This window comes from Arthrobacter sp. efr-133-TYG-120, from assembly GCF_030209785.1.
In the GTDB taxonomy this organism is placed as follows: domain Bacteria; phylum Actinomycetota; class Actinomycetes; order Actinomycetales; family Micrococcaceae; genus Arthrobacter.
Genome location: NZ_JARVRI010000008.1, coordinates 110,286 through 126,959 on the forward strand (window position 1 = coordinate 110,286; position 16,674 = coordinate 126,959).

The window sequence follows — 16,674 nt, forward strand, 5'->3', positions numbered from 1 at the left end:
TTCACACAATGGCAACAGCGTCAGTTGCGAAACCGCGCACCAGCGTGCGCGTTGGTGTCCAAAAGTTCGGAACGTTCCTCTCGGGCATGATCATGCCCAACATCGGGGCCTTTATTGCATGGGGCATCATCACCGCCCTGTTCATCCCGGCAGGGTTCTTCCCCAATGCGGACCTGGCCAAACTCGTGGGCCCCATGATCACGTACCTGTTGCCGCTGCTGATCGGCTATACCGGCGGCCGGGCGGTCCATGGCATCCGCGGCGGCGTGGTTGGAGCCGCCGCCACCATGGGTGTGATTGTGGGTACGGATATTCCGATGTTCATCGGTGCCATGCTCATGGGCCCGCTCACAGCCTGGATCATGAAGAAGCTCGACAAGGTGTGGGAGGGCCGGGTCAAGCCGGGCTTCGAGATGCTGATCGACAACTTCTCCGCAGGCATCGTCGGTGCCGCACTGGCCATCTTCGGCATGCTGGTGATCGGTCCGGTTGTTAAGGCCTTCAGCGACGGCGCGAGCAACGTCGTCGAGTTCCTGGTCCACAACGGACTTCTGCCACTGACCAGCATCTTCATCGAACCCGCCAAGGTCCTGTTCCTCAACAACGCGGTCAACCACGGCATCCTCACTCCGCTCGGTACGGAACAAGCGCTGCAAAACGGCAAGTCCATCTTGTTCCTGCTCGAGGCGAACCCCGGCCCGGGCGTCGGCGTCCTGCTCGCGTACATGTTCTTCGGCAAGGGCCTGGCACGGGCATCCGCTCCGGGCGCCGCGCTCATCCAGTTTGTCGGCGGTATCCACGAGATCTACTTCCCGTACATTCTCATGAAGCCGATCCTCATCCTCGCCACGATCGCGGGCGGCATGACCGGCATCTTCACCTTGGTGGTCACCGGCGCGGGCTTGCGTTCGCCGGCAGCCCCTGGCAGCATCATCGCCGTCTTTGCCGCGACAGCGAAAGACAGCTATTTCGGTGTCGCCCTGTCCGTGCTCCTCGCAGCCACAGTGTCCTTCCTGATCGCCTCCGTGATCCTGCGGACCAGCAAGACCACCGATGTGGACGCGCTGGGCCAGGCAACGTCCAGGATGGAAGAACTCAAGGGCAAAAAGAGCTCCGTTTCCTCCACCCTCCTGGGCGCCGGCGGCGGTACCGCCGTCCTGACCCGTCCTATCCAGAACATCGTGTTCGCGTGCGACGCCGGCATGGGCTCCAGCGCGATGGGTGCCTCGGTCCTGCGCAACAAGATCAAGGCAGCCGGTTTCGCGGACGTCAAGGTCACCAATTCGGCCATTGCCAACCTCAGCGACACTTACGACGTCGTGGTCACGCACCAGGACCTGACAGAACGCGCGCGTCCGGTCACCTCCAGCGCCGTGCACGTCTCCGTGGACAACTTCATGAATAGTCCCCGGTACGAGGAGATCGTGGAACTGGTCAAGAGCAGCAACGCCGGATCCGGCGCTGAGGGCTCGACGGCGGTTGCCGAACCGGCCGCCGGTGCCCACGCAGCCCAGCCAACCGCCGTCGGGGGCAAGGATGTCCTGCTCCCCGAAAGCGTGATCCTCACAGGCACCGCGACTGATCGTGACTCGGCCATCGACGAAGCAGGCAAGCTCCTGCTGGACCGTGGCGCCGTGGACATGGGCTACATTCACGCCATGCATGAGCGCGAGGAATCCGTGTCCACGTACATGGGCAGCTTCCTGGCCATCCCGCACGGCACGAACGCTGCCAAGAACCACATCCTGCACTCCGGTGTGTCGATCGTCCGCTATCCCGAGGGCATCGACTGGGGCGGTAAGCAGGTCAAGTTCGTCGTCGGCGTCGCTGGCATCAACAACGAGCATCTCCACATCCTGTCCTCCATCGCCAAGATCTTCACGGACAAGGCGCAAGTGGCCCAGCTTGAACAGGCCACGTCGGTTCAGGAAGTGCTGGATCTGTTCGGGAAGGTCAACGCATAGTGAAGGCAGTCCATTTTGGGGCAGGGAACATCGGACGGGGATTCGTCGGCTTGCTGCTGCACGAGGCCGGATATGAGGTGGTCTTCGCCGATGTAGCGGATGCCTTGATCAGCCAACTCGCCTCCGCGTCCTCCTACGAGGTCCACGAGGTCGGAGAAAACGCGGCGGTCAAGACCGTGTCCGGTTTCCGGGCCCTGAATTCGGGCACCGAAGAGGTTGCCGTCGTCGCGGAAATCGCGACGGCGGACCTCGTCACCACGGCGGTCGGGCCGCACATCCTCAAGTTCGTGGCACCCGTGATCGCGCGCGGCATCGCCGGCCGCTCGCCGTCGTTGGCTCCGCTCAAGGTCATGGCCTGCGAGAACGCCATCAACGCCACGGACCTCCTGCATTCCGAAGTGGAAGCCGCTTGGGACGGTGCCGCCGGTGACCTGTCCTCCACCGCCGTGTTTGCGAACACGGCGGTGGACAGGATTGTCCCCAACCAGGCGCCGGGCCAAGGCCTGGACGTCACTGTGGAGACCTTCTACGAGTGGGTCATCGACCGCACGCCGTTCGCGGGGGCGGCGCCAGTGATCCCCGGCGCGACCTTTGTGGATGAGCTCGGTCCGTATATCGAACGGAAGCTGTTCACGGTCAATACAGGACATGCCTCGGCAGCGTACTTCGGCTACGGCGCCGGCCTGGAGAAGATCTCCGATGCGATGGCCGACGCCTCCGTGGCCGCCCGGGTGCGTGCCGTGCTAGAGGAGACCAAACAGCTTCTCGTGGCCAAGCACGGTTTCGTCGAAACTGAGCAGGAAGCGTACGTGCAGAAGATCCTGTCCCGCTTCACCAACCCGTACTTGCCGGACACCGTGAACCGGGTTGGCCGTGCTCCGCTCCGGAAGTTGGGCCGGCACGAACGGTTCATCGGCCCGGCGGCAGAACTGGCCGAGCGCGGAGTCACTCCCGTCGCCTTGCTCGACGCGATGTCGGCTGCCCTTCGTTTCGACGACGGAGCCGACGACGAAGCCGTGGAACTCGCCCGGATGCTTTCGGAAATGGACGCCGCCGAGGCGGTTGAGCGGATCACTGAACTGCCGCCGTCGCACCCGTTGTTCCCGCAAGTGCAAAAGCTGATCGAAGACCGCAAGGCCGAGGCCTAGGCTTTCCGGCGACGCCCGCTGGCGGTCCGGTGCGCCCGCGTGCCAGCCGGCCCGCGACGCCCGCTCAGATATGCGGGCCTTTTCCGGGACGCTCGCTCGGATATGCCGGCTTTTTCCTGAACGCCCGCTCACCCTCCTTTACCTGATGTGAAGGAGGGTGAGCGCTTTGGGCTCCAAAAGTGAGCGAGCGTCGATCAATTGCCGAATTCTTCCGACGCCGTTCTTCCGGCGGCCTGGACGCGCCGCAGGAAGTCGGTAATGACTGCGATTTCAGCGTCGTCGTAGTCTGCGCAGATGGTGTCCATGAGGCTGTTCATTCCCGAGTAGAGGCGGAACATCTCGGCGTTTCTGTCGGGAAGAACCCGGATCACTACGGCGCGCCGGTCGGACGGATCGCGGTCCCGGACAATCCAGCCTCCGCGTTCAAGCCGGTCGAGGATGCCAGTCATGGTGGCCGGGTGCAGGCCCGCGTGTTTGGCCAACATGCTCGGGCTGAGCGGCCCGCGGCTTGAGATCAGGTCAAGACAATCAAGGTCAACGTCCTTCAGCTCGGCTTGGGTGCCGACCTGGTGATTGAGTACGGCTAGTTGCACGCGTACGCCCCGAAGCTCGGCTTTGAGCTCAGCGACAGCACGCCGCCGACGGCGCGGAGTTGCCGCCTCTTGATTTGATATGGAACTCATATGATATCGTTTCTGTATTGTATGGTTTTCCTAGGACAAGAATACCGGAGGCCGCATCACATGAAGATTGCAGTATTCGGGGCGAACGGCCCCACCGGAAGGATTCTCACCGCACAAGCGCTCGACGCCGGACACGTCGTCACCGCTGTCGCGCGCAGGCCGCACGAATTCCCGCTATCCGCTCCCGGCCTGAGTGTGGTCGGCGCCGATGTGTACAACTTCGAGGACGTGGGCGCCGTCGTCGAAGGAAAGGACGCCATCCTCTCAACGCTCGGTGTTCCATACAGTCGCCAGCCGATCACGGTCTATTCAGTAGGCACGGGCAACATCATCCGGGCAATGGGCAACTATGGCGTCCGTCGATTGGTCTGCGTGAGTTCCAGCGCTACCGATACTATGGCCGGCCCGCATGGTGGATTCTTTTTCGAGAAGGTGCTACAGCCCCTCGTCACCAAGTTGCTGGGTAAGACGCTGTACGAGGACATGCGGCGGATGGAGGCCGCCGTCGTCGACAGCGGCCTGGACTGGACAATCATGCGGCCTTCCGGTCTTTTCGAAACCGATTCCGTGACTGAATACAAGATGGCCGTTGACTACATAAATGGCACTTTCACGTCGCGGGCCGACCTGGCGGACTCCATGCTGAGGCAACTCACTTCGGACGAGTTCGTGCGCAAGAACGTAGCAGTTGCAACCTTTTCGCAGAAGCCGAGCCTCATTCAGCTGCTTTTCCGCGAGGCCAGCAGCAAGAAGGCCGCGCCGGACAGTGTTCCTGCGGGAAAGCTGTCATGAACTGCCACAGAATGCCCGAAACCCTCCTTCGCGTGATGACGTGAAGGAGGGTTTCGGGTTTTGCCCATATAGGTGAGCGCGCGTCCGAAGGATGGCCGCTATATGTGAGCGGGCGTTGCGTCGAAAAGGCTCGTAGGTGAGCGCGCGTCGGAAGGATGGCCGCTACATGTGAGCGGGCGTCCTAGCGGGCGGCGGTTTCGACTGCGGCCGTCTCGGTTTCGGCCATGGCCTTCCACTCGGCGACGCGGGCTTGGTGCAATGGCGATTTCCGGACCAAGGCGTAGGCGACGGCGAGGATCGCGAACCAGATGGGCGTTACGAGCAAAGCCGTGAGGGTGTCCGGCTGCGTCGTCAGGGCCCAGACCAGGAAGCCGAAGAAGGCGAAGACCACCCACACCATCACGATCCCGCCGGGCATCTTGAACGTCGATGCCTCGTGCAGTTGGGGCCGGCGCTTTCGGAAGACGAGGTAGCTGGCCAGGATGATCGACCACACGAACATAAAGCAGACGGCGGACACCGTGGTGACCATGTCGAAAGCTGCTCCGATGTCTTTGCCCGCGTAGAGCAGGGCGACGCCGCCAAGGAGAAGCACGCAGGATAGGAACAGGGCGTTCTGCGGAACCTTGCGGCTCGAAAGACGGCCGAACATCTTGGGGGCATCGCCGTCGTTCGCCAGGCCAAACACCATGCGCGACGTCGAGTAGATACCGGAGTTGGCCGAGGACATGGCGGAAGTCAGGACCACGAGGTTCACCACGGTGGCCGCGATGCCCAGTCCGGCCAGGGAGAACATGGCGATGAACGGGCTGTGGCCGGCTTTGAACTCGGTCCACGGGATGACGGACATCAGGATGATGAGCGCGCCGACGTAGAACAGCATGACCCGGACCGGGATGGCGTTGATGGCGCGGGGCAGGTTGTGCTCCGGGTTCTTGGTCTCGGCCGCGGCGGTGCCCACCAGTTCGATACCCACAAAGGCGAAGACGGCGATTTGGAAGCCGGCAACGAACCCCATGAATTCCTTGGGGAAGAAGCCGCCGTGGCTCCAGAGGTTGGTGAAGCTTGCGGCGCCGGCGTCGGACGTGAAGCCGGTGGAAATCATCACGATGCCCACGATGATCAACGCGGCAATGGCGATGATCTTGATGAGCGCGAACCAGAACTCAGTCTCGCCGAAGGCCTTCACTGTGGGGAGGTTCAGGAGGAGCAGGATGACTATGGTCGCGAGCCCTGGAATCCAGAGCGGCACGCCCGGCCAGAGCTCATTGGCGTAACCCGCGATGGCGATGACATCGGCCACGCCAGTCACCACCCAGCAGAACCAATAGGTCCAGCCGGTGAAGAAGCCTGCCCAGGGACCGAGGAGGTCGCCCGCGAAGTCGCTGAAGGACTTGTAGTTCAGGTTGGACAGCAGGAGTTGGCCCATGGCGCGCATGACGAAGAACAGCATGAAGCCGATGATCATGTACACGAAGATCACGGACGGCCCGGCGACAGAGATGGTCTTTCCGGAGCCCATGAACAGGCCTGTTCCGATGGCGCCGCCGATGGCAAGCAACTGGATGTGGCGGTTGCTCAGTGAGCGTGCCAGATGCGGCTCGCTGTCTTTGCTGGAGGCAGTGCGTTGCCCCGTTGTTGTCTGGTCGGACATATCTGCATCCTTCGGGTGATTCGCCGCATGGTGACGTGGCTAACAATTCTGCTAGTCCAAACTAACTCGAACCATTCAAGAATTTGTGATTGATCGTTTCACCTAGAATTCATGAAGGCGCGTAAACCGAAGCCGCCAGCCTGTGTCAGGCTGGTGTTATGAGTCACGCAAATCCAGGAGTGAAGCCGCTGTTGAGCATGGTTCTGGACGAAGGCGTCTTCACGCTCCGCCGGGCCCATTGGGAGGACCTCCCTGCCATTCTGAGACTGCTCGCCGCCGATCAATTGGGCAGTTCCCGTGAAAATGCCGAGGATGTCGGCCCCTATCTGCAGGCGTTTCAGCAGATCAACGAGGATCCGGCCCAACTGTTGGTGGTGGGCCACTTGAACGGCGCTTGCGTTGCAACTTTCCAGCTGAGTTTCATCCCGGGCTTGGCCCGGAAGGGCTCGCTGCGCTGCCAGATCGAGGCCGTGCGCGTCGCCGCCGAGTTGCGGGATCACGGCGTCGGTGCGGCCATGATGCAATGGGCCATCGAAGAGGCGCGGAACAGGGGCTGCACCCTGGTCCAGCTCACCAGCGACAAGTCCCGCAAGGACGCCCATCGCTTCTATGAGCGGCTTGGTTTCGTGGCAAGTCACGAGGGAATGAAGCTGGCGCTGTAGCGCGGGCGGCCTGGAGGCCGCGCCAAACCAAAGGCCCGCACCCCTTGATATTTAGGCAGCCTAACTGTTAGGATACCTAAATATGAATATCAGTCACGTTGACGACGCGCTCCTTGCCCTCGCCCAATCATTCCGGGAAGCTTTGCGGCAGAGCGTCTACGTGATGCGCCGCCTCGATTCCGAGGAGCAACTCAGCTCTGCCCAGCTTGGCGTCCTCAAGATGGCGCTCGACGGCGGTGCCCGCGTCGGTGGGATCGCACGGAACCTTGGGGTCAAGGTTCCCAGTGCCACGGAGCAGATCATCAAGCTTGAGCGCGCGGGCCTGGTCAAACGCGAAGCGGACCCGGACGACTCCCGTGCCGTCCGCGTCGCCGCGACGGCGGCGGGGCGTGCCGCCGTCGAGAACGCAGACCGTCGCCGTAACGAATTCATCGCCGGGATCCTCGGAACGCTAAGCCAGGCAGAACGCGACGCCGTGGAAGCCGCCCTTCCGGTGTTCGACAAGATCAACCATTCAGTCCAGAACTGAACAAGCCAAGTACTGAACAAGCCAAGAAACTAGGAGAGCAGTCCATGAAAGGCCAGCTCGCAGAGCAACTGCAGCCAGCGGAAGAAACACTCGAGGCCGAGAAGGCTTCGTTCCTCAAGCAGCCCAAGGCTGTGTGGGCCACGGCGATTGCCGCCGTCTTCGCCTTCATGGGCATCGGCTTGGTGGACCCGATCCTGCCGGCCATCGCCAAGAACCTCCAGGCCAGCCCCAGCCAAGTCTCTTTGCTCTTCACGAGCTACTTCCTGGTGACCGCCGTGGCGATGCTCGTGACGGGGTTCGTCTCTTCGCGGATCGGCGGCAAGAAGACGCTCATGATCGGCCTTGCCCTGATTGTCGTGTTCGCCTCGCTCTCCGGCCTGTCCGGAAGCGTGGGTGAGCTGGTCGGATTCCGCGCGGGTTGGGGACTTGGAAACGCTCTCTTCGTAGCCACCGCGCTCGCCGTGATTGTCGGCGTCGCGAGCGGTGGAACCGGAACTGCGATCATCCTGTACGAAGCAGCCCTTGGCTTGGGCATTTCCCTCGGCCCGTTGCTCGGCGCGCTTCTGGGCGGCTGGCAGTGGCGCGCGCCGTTCTTCGGCACCGCGGTCCTCATGGCCGTTTCCTTCATCGCCTTGCTGGCCTTGTTGCCCAAGACCCCGACGCCGGCAACGAAGGCCCGTTTGCGTGACCCTCTCCTTGCCCTGGGTCACAAGGGCCTCCGCACCACTGCGGCCAGTGCCCTGTTCTACAACTACGGCTTCTTCACGATCCTTGCCTTCACGCCCTTCATCCTTGGAATGGACGCCTACGGTATCGGCGCCGTGTTCTTCGGTTGGGGTGTAGCAGTGGCTGTGTTCTCGGTCTTCGTGGCACCCGTGCTGCAGCGTCGCTTCGGAACCACCAACGTCCTGGTCGGCACCCTCGCCGCTCTTTTGCTGGACCTCGTCGGGCTGGGACTGGCCGCGGGGCACTCGGTGACTGCCGTCGTCGTGCTTGTCATTGTGGCGGGCGCCCTGCTGGGGATCAACAACACGCTCTACACCGAACTGGCCATGGAGGTCTCCGATTCGCCGCGTCCGGTAGCATCGGCCGGTTACAACTTTGTGCGCTGGATGGGCGGGGCGCTGGCTCCGTTTGTCGCGGCCCAGCTGGGTGAGCACTTCGGCCCGCAGGTGCCGTTCTTCGCCGCCGCCCTTGCCCTCGCGTTCGCGATCCTCGTGGCCGCCGGTGGCCGCCGCTTCCTGAAGTCCCACGAACCGCACCTCGTGTAGGAGGGCCCAACTGACTCGCATTCGTTGTCGTTTTGAGGCCTCATAACGACAACAACTGCGATCCACTTGGGTGGGGGCTACTGGGGTGTGACCGCGAGCTCCGCAGGCTTGGAGCCCTTCGGGACGAACAAAGTGTCGGCCTGTTCGAGGGACATGCCGTTGGTTTCTGGCACCTTGAACATGACGAAGAAGAACGACGCCGCCGCGAACAGTGCGTACATGCCGTACGTCAGCGGAAGCGAACCGGCCGCCATGACGGGGAAGCTCAAGGTGATGGCGAAGTTGGCGATCCACTGGGCTGCGGCGGCCAGGCCGAGCGCACGGGCCCGGATGCGAGACGGGAAGATCTCGCCCAGGAGCACCCACACCAACGGTCCCCACGAAGCGCCGAAGCTCACCACGAAGACGTTGGCGGCACCGAGGGCCACAGGACCCCAGGCGCCGCTCAAGGAAACCGAAGAGCCTGTCCCGGTGGCAGAAGAGAAGGCCAGCGCCATGGCACCCAGGGACACGGCCATGCCGATCGAGCCAGCCAGCAGGATGGGCCGGCGGCCGATGCGGTCCACGAGGGCGATGGCCACGAGGGTCACCAGGATGTTGGTGACGGACGTTGCCACCGAGATGGTCAGGGAGTCCTGCTCGTGGAAGCCGACTGCTTTCCACAGGGTGGTGGAGTAGTAGAAGATCACGTTGATGCCGACGAATTGCTGCAGCATGGACAGGATGATGCCGATCCACACAACTGGTTGCAGGCCAAACGCCTTGCCACGGAGGGAGCCCTTCTTGGTGGAGAGCTCGTCCTGCTTGATCGAGTCGCGGATTTCGCGGATGTGGCGTTCGGTGTCATCGCCGGGCATCAGGGTGTCGAAGATTTTGCGTGCGGTGTCTTCCTTGCCGTTGAGGACCAGGAAATGCGGGGATTCGGGCAGCCGGAAGGCGATCAGGCCGTATATCGCGGCGGGCACGGCGCACGCGATGAACATCCAGCGCCAGGCCTCAATTCCCAGCCACAACGCGTGGTGGGCGCTTCCCGCGGACGTGGCCAGGACCGCGTCGGACAGCAGGGCCGCGAAAATGCCGGTGGTGATCGCGAGCTGCTGCAGCGACGCGAGCCGCCCACGGACCTGGCGCGGGGAGATTTCCGAGATGTAGGCCGGCGCGATCACCGACGCGAGGCCGATGCCCAGGCCGCCAACCAGCCGCCAGAAAACCAGGTCCCAGACGCTGAAGGCCAAGCCCGTCCCGATGGAACTGACCAGGAAGAGTGCGGCACCAAGCTTCATGGCCGGGATGCGGCCGTAGCGGTCGGCCACCTTCCCCGCGAGGTACGCCCCTGCCGCGCAGCCGAGCAGCGCGACCGCCACAGCGAAGCCGGTGACGGCTTCGCTCAGCATGAATTCGTCCTTCATCGCGTCGACGGCGCCGTTGACCACGGAGGAATCGAAGCCGAAGAGGAAACCGCCCACTGCTCCGGCAACGGCCAGGCCAATTACTTTGCGTGGGACGCCGGAACGGCTGTCGGAGCTGGATTTGGGCATGGCTCTCCCTTGAGGAAATGTGGTGGATTGTGCGGCGCGGTCGTCGTCGGCAGCTGGTTCCGACGGGGACGCCGGTGCACTCGCGCTACACAGTGTGGCACGCCGCCAGCGTGACTTCCAGTCAACCCCACCAGCCACACCGGACGTGTCACGCCACGCAAACTTTCGCGCCGCCGTCGGGCGCTCCACCGCGCAAACGCTGGAAACGACAACGGCAGGCAGTCCAAAAGACTGCCTGCCGTGACGCGGTTCGAGATATTAGTGGGCCGAGACGGATTCCTTCGCTGCCGCCTTCGGATCCGTGAGTTTCTTGTTCGGCAAAGCGAAGGTGATGAGGAACGCGAGGCCGGTGAGCGCCGCGGCGGTCAGCATCACGGTGTCGATCGACTGCGCGAAGCCTTCAAGGATGGGCCGGGTGAGCGCCGGGTTGGCGTGGTGCAGCCAGCTGGTGTCGTTCAGCGAATCGTTCGTGGCGCCGTTCTTGAAGAAGTCGTACAGCTTGGCGTTGGCAGGATCCGCGGCTACCGCAGGATCCTTGAGCACCTTGAGGTAGTCCGCGCTGCCCATGGCGTCCTTCATGCCCGAGGCGATCTTGTCGGCGGCCAGGCTGAAGAGCATCGAGATGAACACGGCGGTACCCACGGCGCCACCCATGGAACGGAAGAACGCTGCGGTGGACGTGCCCACGCCCATGTCCTTAGGCGGTACGGAGACCTGCATGGCCAGGGTGAGCGGCTGCATGCAGAAGCCCAGGCCCATGCCGAAGAAGACGGCGATCAGGCCGGGAACCCAGAGGCCGGTGTCCACGCCGAGGGACAGACCCATGACGATTGCGGCGGCGGTCAGGATGCCGGTGCCGAGGATCGGGAAGATCCGGAAAACGCCCGACGCCGAGATGGTTCGTCCCGCTGTAATGGAACCGAAGAGGATGCCCACCGTGAAGGTGATCATCATGAGGCCGGCCTCGGTGGGGGTGAGGCCCTTGACCAGCTGCAGGTACATCGGGAGCATCGCGATGGCCCCGAACATACCGATGCCGATGATGAAGTTCAGCAGGGAAGACAATCCGAAAGTGATGTTCCTGAAGAGCCGAAGGGGGATCAGCGCGTAGTCGCCGGCACGCCGCTCAACCAGCAGGAAGGCGATGATGCCGATGACGCCAAGCCCGTAGCAGATCCATGCGTTCCCGGAGGTCCAGCCCCAGCTGCGGCCTTGTTCGGCCACGAGCAGCAGCGGAACGATTGCCAGCGTGATGGCTGCCGCGCCCCAGTAGTCGATCTTCTGCTTGACGTGCTTCGCGGGCAGGTGCAGATAGAAGAACACCACAGCCAGTGCGGCCAGCCCGATGGGCAGGTTGATGAAGAAGACCCAGCGCCAGCCGTCGAAGCCAAGGATGTTGGCCGAGCCTGCGAAGGCACCGCCGACCACGGGCCCGAGCACCGAGGAAACGCCAAAGACGGACATGAAGTAGCCCTGGTACTTGGCACGATCCTTCAGGGCAACGATGTCGCCGATGATCGTCAAGGCGAGGGCCAGCAGACCGCCGGCGCCCATGCCCTGGATGCCGCGGGCAATGGCGAGCTCGGTCATGGAATGCACGGAACCGGCGTACAGGGATCCGGCGAGGAAGATCAGGATCGCGGCGAGGTACAGCGGGCGGCGGCCGAAGATGTCGCTGAGCTTGCCGTACAACGGGGTGGTCACCGTGGATGTGATGAGGTAGGCCGTAGTGGCCCACGCCTGCAGGGACAGGCCGTCCAGGTCGTTGGCGATCGTGTAAATGGACGTGGACACAATGGTCTGGTCCAGGGAGGACAGGAACATGCCGAGCATGAGGCCCACCATGACGGTAAGCGTCTGACGGTGTGTCAAGACCTCTCCGGCGGCCCGCACAGGCGTGGCGTTGGACATTGCTTCTCCAAGGGTGGATGTAAGGGGACTAAGCAGGATAGTTGCTTTCAGTAACTATCCTAATGGCTCCTGTATTCCCTGTCTTACCCGATTGGCGAGAAAAATGTCACCGCTCCACCAGAATCCCGTCAGGATCGCAGTAGATCAGGTTGCCGGGTTCGATGTGCACTCCGTCAATCACCAAGGCGATGTCCACTTCGCCACGGCCCACTTTGGAGCTCTTCTTGGGGTTGCTACCAAGGGCTTTGACGCCCAGAGGCAGCTTCGCGATCGCCACGCGATCGCGGATGGCCCCATTAATCACGACGCCGGCCCAGCCGTTCGCGACGGCGCTTTCGGCAATCATGTCCCCCATGAGGGCGGTGCGCAGGGAGCCATAACCATCCACCACCAGCACGGCGCCCTCGCCCGGTGTTGCCAGAATGGTCTTCACCAACGCATTGTCCTCAAAGCATTTGATGGTGCGAACGGGGCCGCTGAAGTGGGACATGCCGCCGAGGTCCTGGAACTGCAGTGATATCGACTCGACTTCTTCGGCACGCTCGTCGTAGAGATCGGCGGTGTTGATGGGGTTCGCTGGGCTGTTCATCGTTGATCCTCCTCGGTCCGTTGGAGTTACCCTAACGCGTGCGGACGAGCCATAGCGGGTCCTGGGCTTGCCGGTTGTCCACATACACGCCTTCATGACAGCCGGGCAGGCTCCCTCGGCGCTAGGCTGAATTCACACGTCCAGAGGCTAGGGGAGTACCGTCATGAGCCTGTCCGATCTGCCCGGTTCATTGCCTGAAAGACCGGTGGCGGATCCTGCCCTCGATCCTTCGCGAACGCAAGGCCCGACGACGGCGCTCGCCGAGCCCGTGGAGCGCGTCCGCTCGCTGTGGGTCACCGGAGTAGTGCTCGTCAATGTTGGCATCAACGCCGCCTTCTTCGGCCCGATCCAGGTTCTGCTTGGACAGCAGGCCATCCACTTTGACGAAGGCCAGAAGGAAGCCATCCTTGCGCTCGTTACGGGATGTGGTGCGGCGGTGTCTATGGTCGCGAATCCCCTGTTTGGAGCGTTCAGCGATCGCACCACGTCCCGCTTCGGACGGCGAGTCCCTTGGGTGCTTTTCGGGGCCATCCTGGGTACCGCCGCATTGCTTGCGCTAGCGGGAGCTCCCAACGTGGCGGTCATGACTATTCTGTGGTGCCTCGTCCAAGCCGGCTGTAACGGTGCCTATGCGGCGATCACGGCGGCTATTCCGGACCGTGTGCCTGTGCCCCAACGCGGCGCGATCGGCGGCCTTGCGGCCATGGGCCAGACGGTGGGCATTCTCGTTGGCGCAGTCATCGCTTCCGTAGTTTCGGGGAACTTTGCCCTCGGCTACATCCTGTGCGCCGCTGCGCTGCTGGCCGGCGTCGTGCTCTATCTTTTCAAGAATGGCGACGTGCCTCTCGCTCCCGAGGCCAGGCCACCGTTCATACTGTGGACATTCGTCAAGGGCTTTTGGATCTCGCCGGTCAAATACCCGGACTTCGCGTGGGCATGGTTGACGAGGTTCCTGGTCAATGTCGGCAACCACATGGTCACTTTGTACTTGCTCTTCTTCCTCAAGGATGCCGTGCATATCGAGGAAATGCAGGGGATCAAGCCGGAGTTTGGCGTCCTCATCCTGACAGGCCTTTATGCCGTCATGGTGATCATCACCAGCGTGGTGGGCGGTGCCATCAGCGACCGCATGGGCAAACGCAAACCGTTGGTCATTGCTTCCTCCGTCGTCATCTCGATAGCTGCGTTGATCCTCGCGTTCGAACCCACGTGGACGGGGGCCATTGCGGGTGCCGTGGTGCTCGGCGTGGGCTTCGGTGCGTATCTGGCGGTCGACTTCGCCCTCATTACCCAAGTGCTGCCTGCGGCCTTGGATCGGGGCAGGGACCTTGGGGTCATCAACATCGCCAACTCTTTGCCGCAGGTGATCGCGCCGGCGATTGCCTCGATTTTCGTTGTGTTCTGGGGTGGTTACGTCTCGCTGTATGTGGCCGCAGCGGTCATTGGCTTGCTGGGAGCGGTTTTCGTCGTGAAGATCAAGGGCGTCGCGTAGACCTGGGAATCCGTTCTCAGGGAACTGACAACTTGCTGCCGTATCATTGTCAGGACGCGCTCGGTCTATGGGGGGCCGCGCAATCTCCCCGAACGAAGCCCAAACCAACAGAACGCCGGAAATGTCCGAACCGAACTCCTTGGAACCGTATTCGCTGGATCTGGCCGCGGGGTTGCCCCAAATGGCGGCTGCTCCCACCACGCCGAGACAGCTATTGCGCTACGCCCGGATACTCAAGACTGCCGCGGGATTCGCCCAGCGGCAGTTCGATACTGTGAGCCTCTCGGATGTATCCACTCGGGCCCACGTTCCGCTGGGGACGCTCTACCGTTACTTTCCGTCCACGGTCCATCTGATGCTCGCCGTCTACCGGCAGCAGCTCCGCGAACTCAACGACGCCAAGCCGGCATCTTCGAGGTGCAGCCAGCAAGAGCTCACCGGTCTCGGGATGGAAATTTTCCACATGCGAGTCATGCAACCCGCTGTAGAACACTGCCTGTCCCGGACGTGGGACACCCGCGATGGTGACATCCCCGTACTCTTGCGCGATATCGAGGCGCTTTCGGCCGAGATGGTCGCGGCTGCGATCGGCGATGCCGGGAGGGCTAGGATTCTGCTCCACGTCATCAGTGGTCTGGTCCAGTCCGTCAACTGCCGCCGGATCTCACTTTTCGACGCAGAGAAGGACCTCAAGAACGCCTGCAAGTTGATTGCGGACGCGTAGCTTTTCGGGGAATCACCGTAATTGGTCTAGACCACTACGACCAAAAGTATGAGTTTAAGACTGGATGTCTCTAGTCTTCCTATCAGGCCCCTGTCTACGAAGACAGGACCCAAGCGGCTAGCAGCCCATATCCGCAGGAGTTTCACCGCACGGACCAGCCACCCTTGGTCCGGCACCGAAGCCTCTATACCTGCCCGAATTGTGCCGTGGGTTCACGGCTAGCCTGAGGAGACAACGACGTGTCCGTCGAGACCATCACCCCTGAACAGAATCTGACTGCCCTGGCGCTGAGTGAAGAGGAAATCTTCACCGCCCACGAAGGCGGCAAGCTCTCCGTGTCCAGCACCGTGCCGCTTTTGAACAAGCGGGACCTTTCCATCGCCTACACGCCCGGCGTCGCCGAAGTGAGCCGCGCGATCCACGCGAACCCGGAGCTTGCACGCACGCACACCTGGGCAGAGCGGCTCGTTGTGGTCGTCAGCGATGGGACCGCTGTCCTGGGCCTGGGCGATATCGGACCCAGCGCCTCCCTCCCCGTCATGGAAGGAAAGTCCGCGCTCTTCAAGGCTTTCGGTGATCTCGACTCCATCCCCTTGGTCCTCAACACCACCAACGTGGACGAAATCATCGAGACCCTGGTCCGCCTGCGTCCGAGCTTCGGCGCCGTGAACCTCGAAGACATCTCAGCACCCCGCTGCTTCGAACTCGAAGAGCGCCTCATCGAAGCCCTCGACTGCCCCGTCATGCACGATGACCAACACGGCACCGCCGTCGTGGTTCTCGCGGCCTTGACGAACGCCGCCAAGGTGACCGGCCGTGAGCTCGAAGGACTGAAAGTTGTGGTCTCCGGCGCTGGTGCCGCGGGCATCGCGGTCTCCGAGATCCTGCTGACCGCAGGCGTCAAGGACGTTGTGCTCCTGGATTCCAAGGGGATCATCAACGCCGAGCGCGCCGACCTGGTGGCCGATTCGGGCAGCGTCAAGGCCCGCTTCGCCCAGCGCACCAACCCCCGCGCCCTTTCCGGCGGGCCTGCGGAGGCCCTGCAGGGCGCCGACGTGTTCATCGGCGTTTCTTCGTCTAAGCTGGCCGAGGAACACTTGAAGCTCATGAACGAGAACTCGATCGTGTTCGCCCTGTCCAACCCGGACCCGGAAGTCCTGCCCGAGGTCGCCGTCAAGTACGCCGCCGTCGTGGCCACTGGCCGGAGCGACTTCCCGAACCAGATCAACAACGTCCTGGCCTTCCCCGGAATTTTCCGCGGAGCCTTGGACGCCGGCGCACGCCGCATCACTCCGGCCATGAAGATCGCCGCGGCCCGCGCCATCGCCGAGCTCGCCGAGGACGAACTCTCTGCCGAATACATCGTGCCCAGCCCGCTGGATCCCCGGGTTGCCCCTGCGGTCACGGCGGCGGTCGCCGCGGCGGCTGAATAGCCCGCGCGCTTAACCCTACGAGCCGACGACGGCGACCCTCCCGTGCTGGGGAGGGTCGCCGTCGTTCTTTTTGTTCCGCCGTTCGGGATAAGTGAGCGATGGTTTGGGATGTGGGCCGAATAGGTGAGCGATGGTTTGGGATGTGGGCCTGATATGTGAGCGAGCGTTTGGGATGTGGGCCGGATAGGTGCGCGGGCGTTTGGGATTTTGGCCCAATATGTGAGCGCGCGTTTGGGATGTGGGCCGAATAGGTGAGCGATGGTTTGGGATGTGGGCCTGATATG

General features: G+C 62.8%; 14 protein-coding genes. 9 read left to right on the plus strand and 5 right to left on the minus strand.

Going from position 1 to position 16,674, the window contains the following annotated elements; all coding sequences use genetic code 11:
- Nucleotides 1–8: 8 nt before the first annotated feature.
- Nucleotides 9–1,964 carry a PTS mannitol transporter subunit IICBA gene (locus QRN51_RS05585; RefSeq protein ID WP_284988966.1) on the plus strand — a complete coding sequence of 652 codons (1,956 nt, stop codon included), beginning with the start codon at nt 9–11 and terminating at the stop codon, nt 1,962–1,964.
- Nucleotides 1,964–3,112 (plus strand): mannitol-1-phosphate 5-dehydrogenase, encoded by a 1,149-nt coding sequence (locus tag QRN51_RS05590; protein ID WP_284988967.1) that lies wholly within the window; start codon nt 1,964–1,966, stop codon nt 3,110–3,112. Before QRN51_RS05585 ends, QRN51_RS05590 begins: the two co-directional genes overlap by 1 nt.
- A 194-nt stretch (nt 3,113–3,306) precedes the next feature.
- Here the strand turns inward: QRN51_RS05590 and QRN51_RS05595 are convergent, their stop codons facing one another.
- A complete protein-coding gene (locus QRN51_RS05595) occupies nt 3,307–3,795 on the minus strand; it encodes a MarR family winged helix-turn-helix transcriptional regulator (RefSeq protein WP_284988968.1) in 489 nt (162 codons plus the stop codon).
- A gap of 60 nt (nt 3,796–3,855) precedes the next feature.
- On the opposite strand from QRN51_RS05595, the gene QRN51_RS05600 reads away from it, so the two are divergent.
- Nucleotides 3,856–4,587 (plus strand): NAD(P)-dependent oxidoreductase, encoded by a 732-nt coding sequence (locus QRN51_RS05600; protein WP_284988969.1) that lies wholly within the window; start codon nt 3,856–3,858, stop codon nt 4,585–4,587.
- Between the two features lie 181 nt (nt 4,588–4,768).
- Here the strand turns inward: QRN51_RS05600 and QRN51_RS05605 are convergent, their stop codons facing one another.
- Nucleotides 4,769–6,241, minus strand: a complete 1,473-nt coding sequence (locus QRN51_RS05605; RefSeq protein WP_059388717.1) for an amino acid permease — start codon at nt 6,239–6,241, stop codon at nt 4,769–4,771.
- A gap of 158 nt (nt 6,242–6,399) precedes the next feature.
- Here QRN51_RS05605 and QRN51_RS05610 point away from each other — a divergent pair, with 158 nt between their 5' ends.
- The 3 genes from QRN51_RS05610 to QRN51_RS05620 all read left to right on the plus strand — a co-directional run bounded on the left by QRN51_RS05610 (nt 6,400) and on the right by QRN51_RS05620 (nt 8,703).
- Nucleotides 6,400–6,903, plus strand: coding sequence for a GNAT family N-acetyltransferase (locus QRN51_RS05610; RefSeq protein WP_059388716.1), 504 nt, complete (start codon nt 6,400–6,402; stop codon nt 6,901–6,903).
- An 82-nt stretch (nt 6,904–6,985) separates the two neighbouring features.
- Nucleotides 6,986–7,432 (plus strand): MarR family winged helix-turn-helix transcriptional regulator, encoded by a 447-nt coding sequence (locus QRN51_RS05615; RefSeq protein WP_284988971.1) that lies wholly within the window; start codon nt 6,986–6,988, stop codon nt 7,430–7,432.
- Between the two features lie 44 nt (nt 7,433–7,476).
- Nucleotides 7,477–8,703, plus strand: coding sequence for an MFS transporter (locus tag QRN51_RS05620; protein ID WP_284988972.1), 1,227 nt, complete (start codon nt 7,477–7,479; stop codon nt 8,701–8,703).
- Nucleotides 8,704–8,780: 77 nt separating this feature from the next.
- Here the strand turns inward: QRN51_RS05620 and QRN51_RS05625 are convergent, their stop codons facing one another.
- The 3 genes from QRN51_RS05625 to rraA form a co-directional block, all read right to left on the minus strand.
- Nucleotides 8,781–10,241, minus strand: a complete 1,461-nt coding sequence (locus tag QRN51_RS05625; RefSeq protein WP_284988973.1) for a sugar porter family MFS transporter — start codon at nt 10,239–10,241, stop codon at nt 8,781–8,783.
- A 258-nt stretch (nt 10,242–10,499) separates the two neighbouring features.
- Nucleotides 10,500–12,152: an MDR family MFS transporter gene (locus QRN51_RS05630; RefSeq protein ID WP_284988974.1), complete on the minus strand. Its 1,653-nt coding sequence runs from the start codon at nt 12,150–12,152 to the stop codon at nt 10,500–10,502.
- A 106-nt stretch (nt 12,153–12,258) separates the two neighbouring features.
- Nucleotides 12,259–12,741: a ribonuclease E activity regulator RraA gene (rraA, locus tag QRN51_RS05635; RefSeq protein ID WP_284988975.1), complete on the minus strand. Its 483-nt coding sequence runs from the start codon at nt 12,739–12,741 to the stop codon at nt 12,259–12,261.
- Nucleotides 12,742–12,904: 163 nt separating this feature from the next.
- Here rraA and QRN51_RS05640 point away from each other — a divergent pair, with 163 nt between their 5' ends.
- The 3 genes from QRN51_RS05640 (at nt 12,905) to QRN51_RS05650 (ending at nt 16,390) form a co-directional block, all read left to right on the plus strand.
- Complete coding sequence (locus tag QRN51_RS05640; RefSeq protein ID WP_284988976.1) at nt 12,905–14,233, plus strand: MFS transporter; 1,329 nt, start codon at nt 12,905–12,907, stop codon at nt 14,231–14,233.
- A 121-nt stretch (nt 14,234–14,354) separates the two neighbouring features.
- Nucleotides 14,355–14,957 (plus strand): TetR/AcrR family transcriptional regulator, encoded by a 603-nt coding sequence (locus tag QRN51_RS05645; RefSeq protein WP_059388712.1) that lies wholly within the window; start codon nt 14,355–14,357, stop codon nt 14,955–14,957.
- 239 nt (nt 14,958–15,196) lie between these two features.
- Nucleotides 15,197–16,390, plus strand: coding sequence for an NAD(P)-dependent malic enzyme (locus QRN51_RS05650; RefSeq protein WP_284988977.1), 1,194 nt, complete (start codon nt 15,197–15,199; stop codon nt 16,388–16,390).
- The last annotated feature ends 284 nt before the right edge of the window (nt 16,391–16,674 follow it).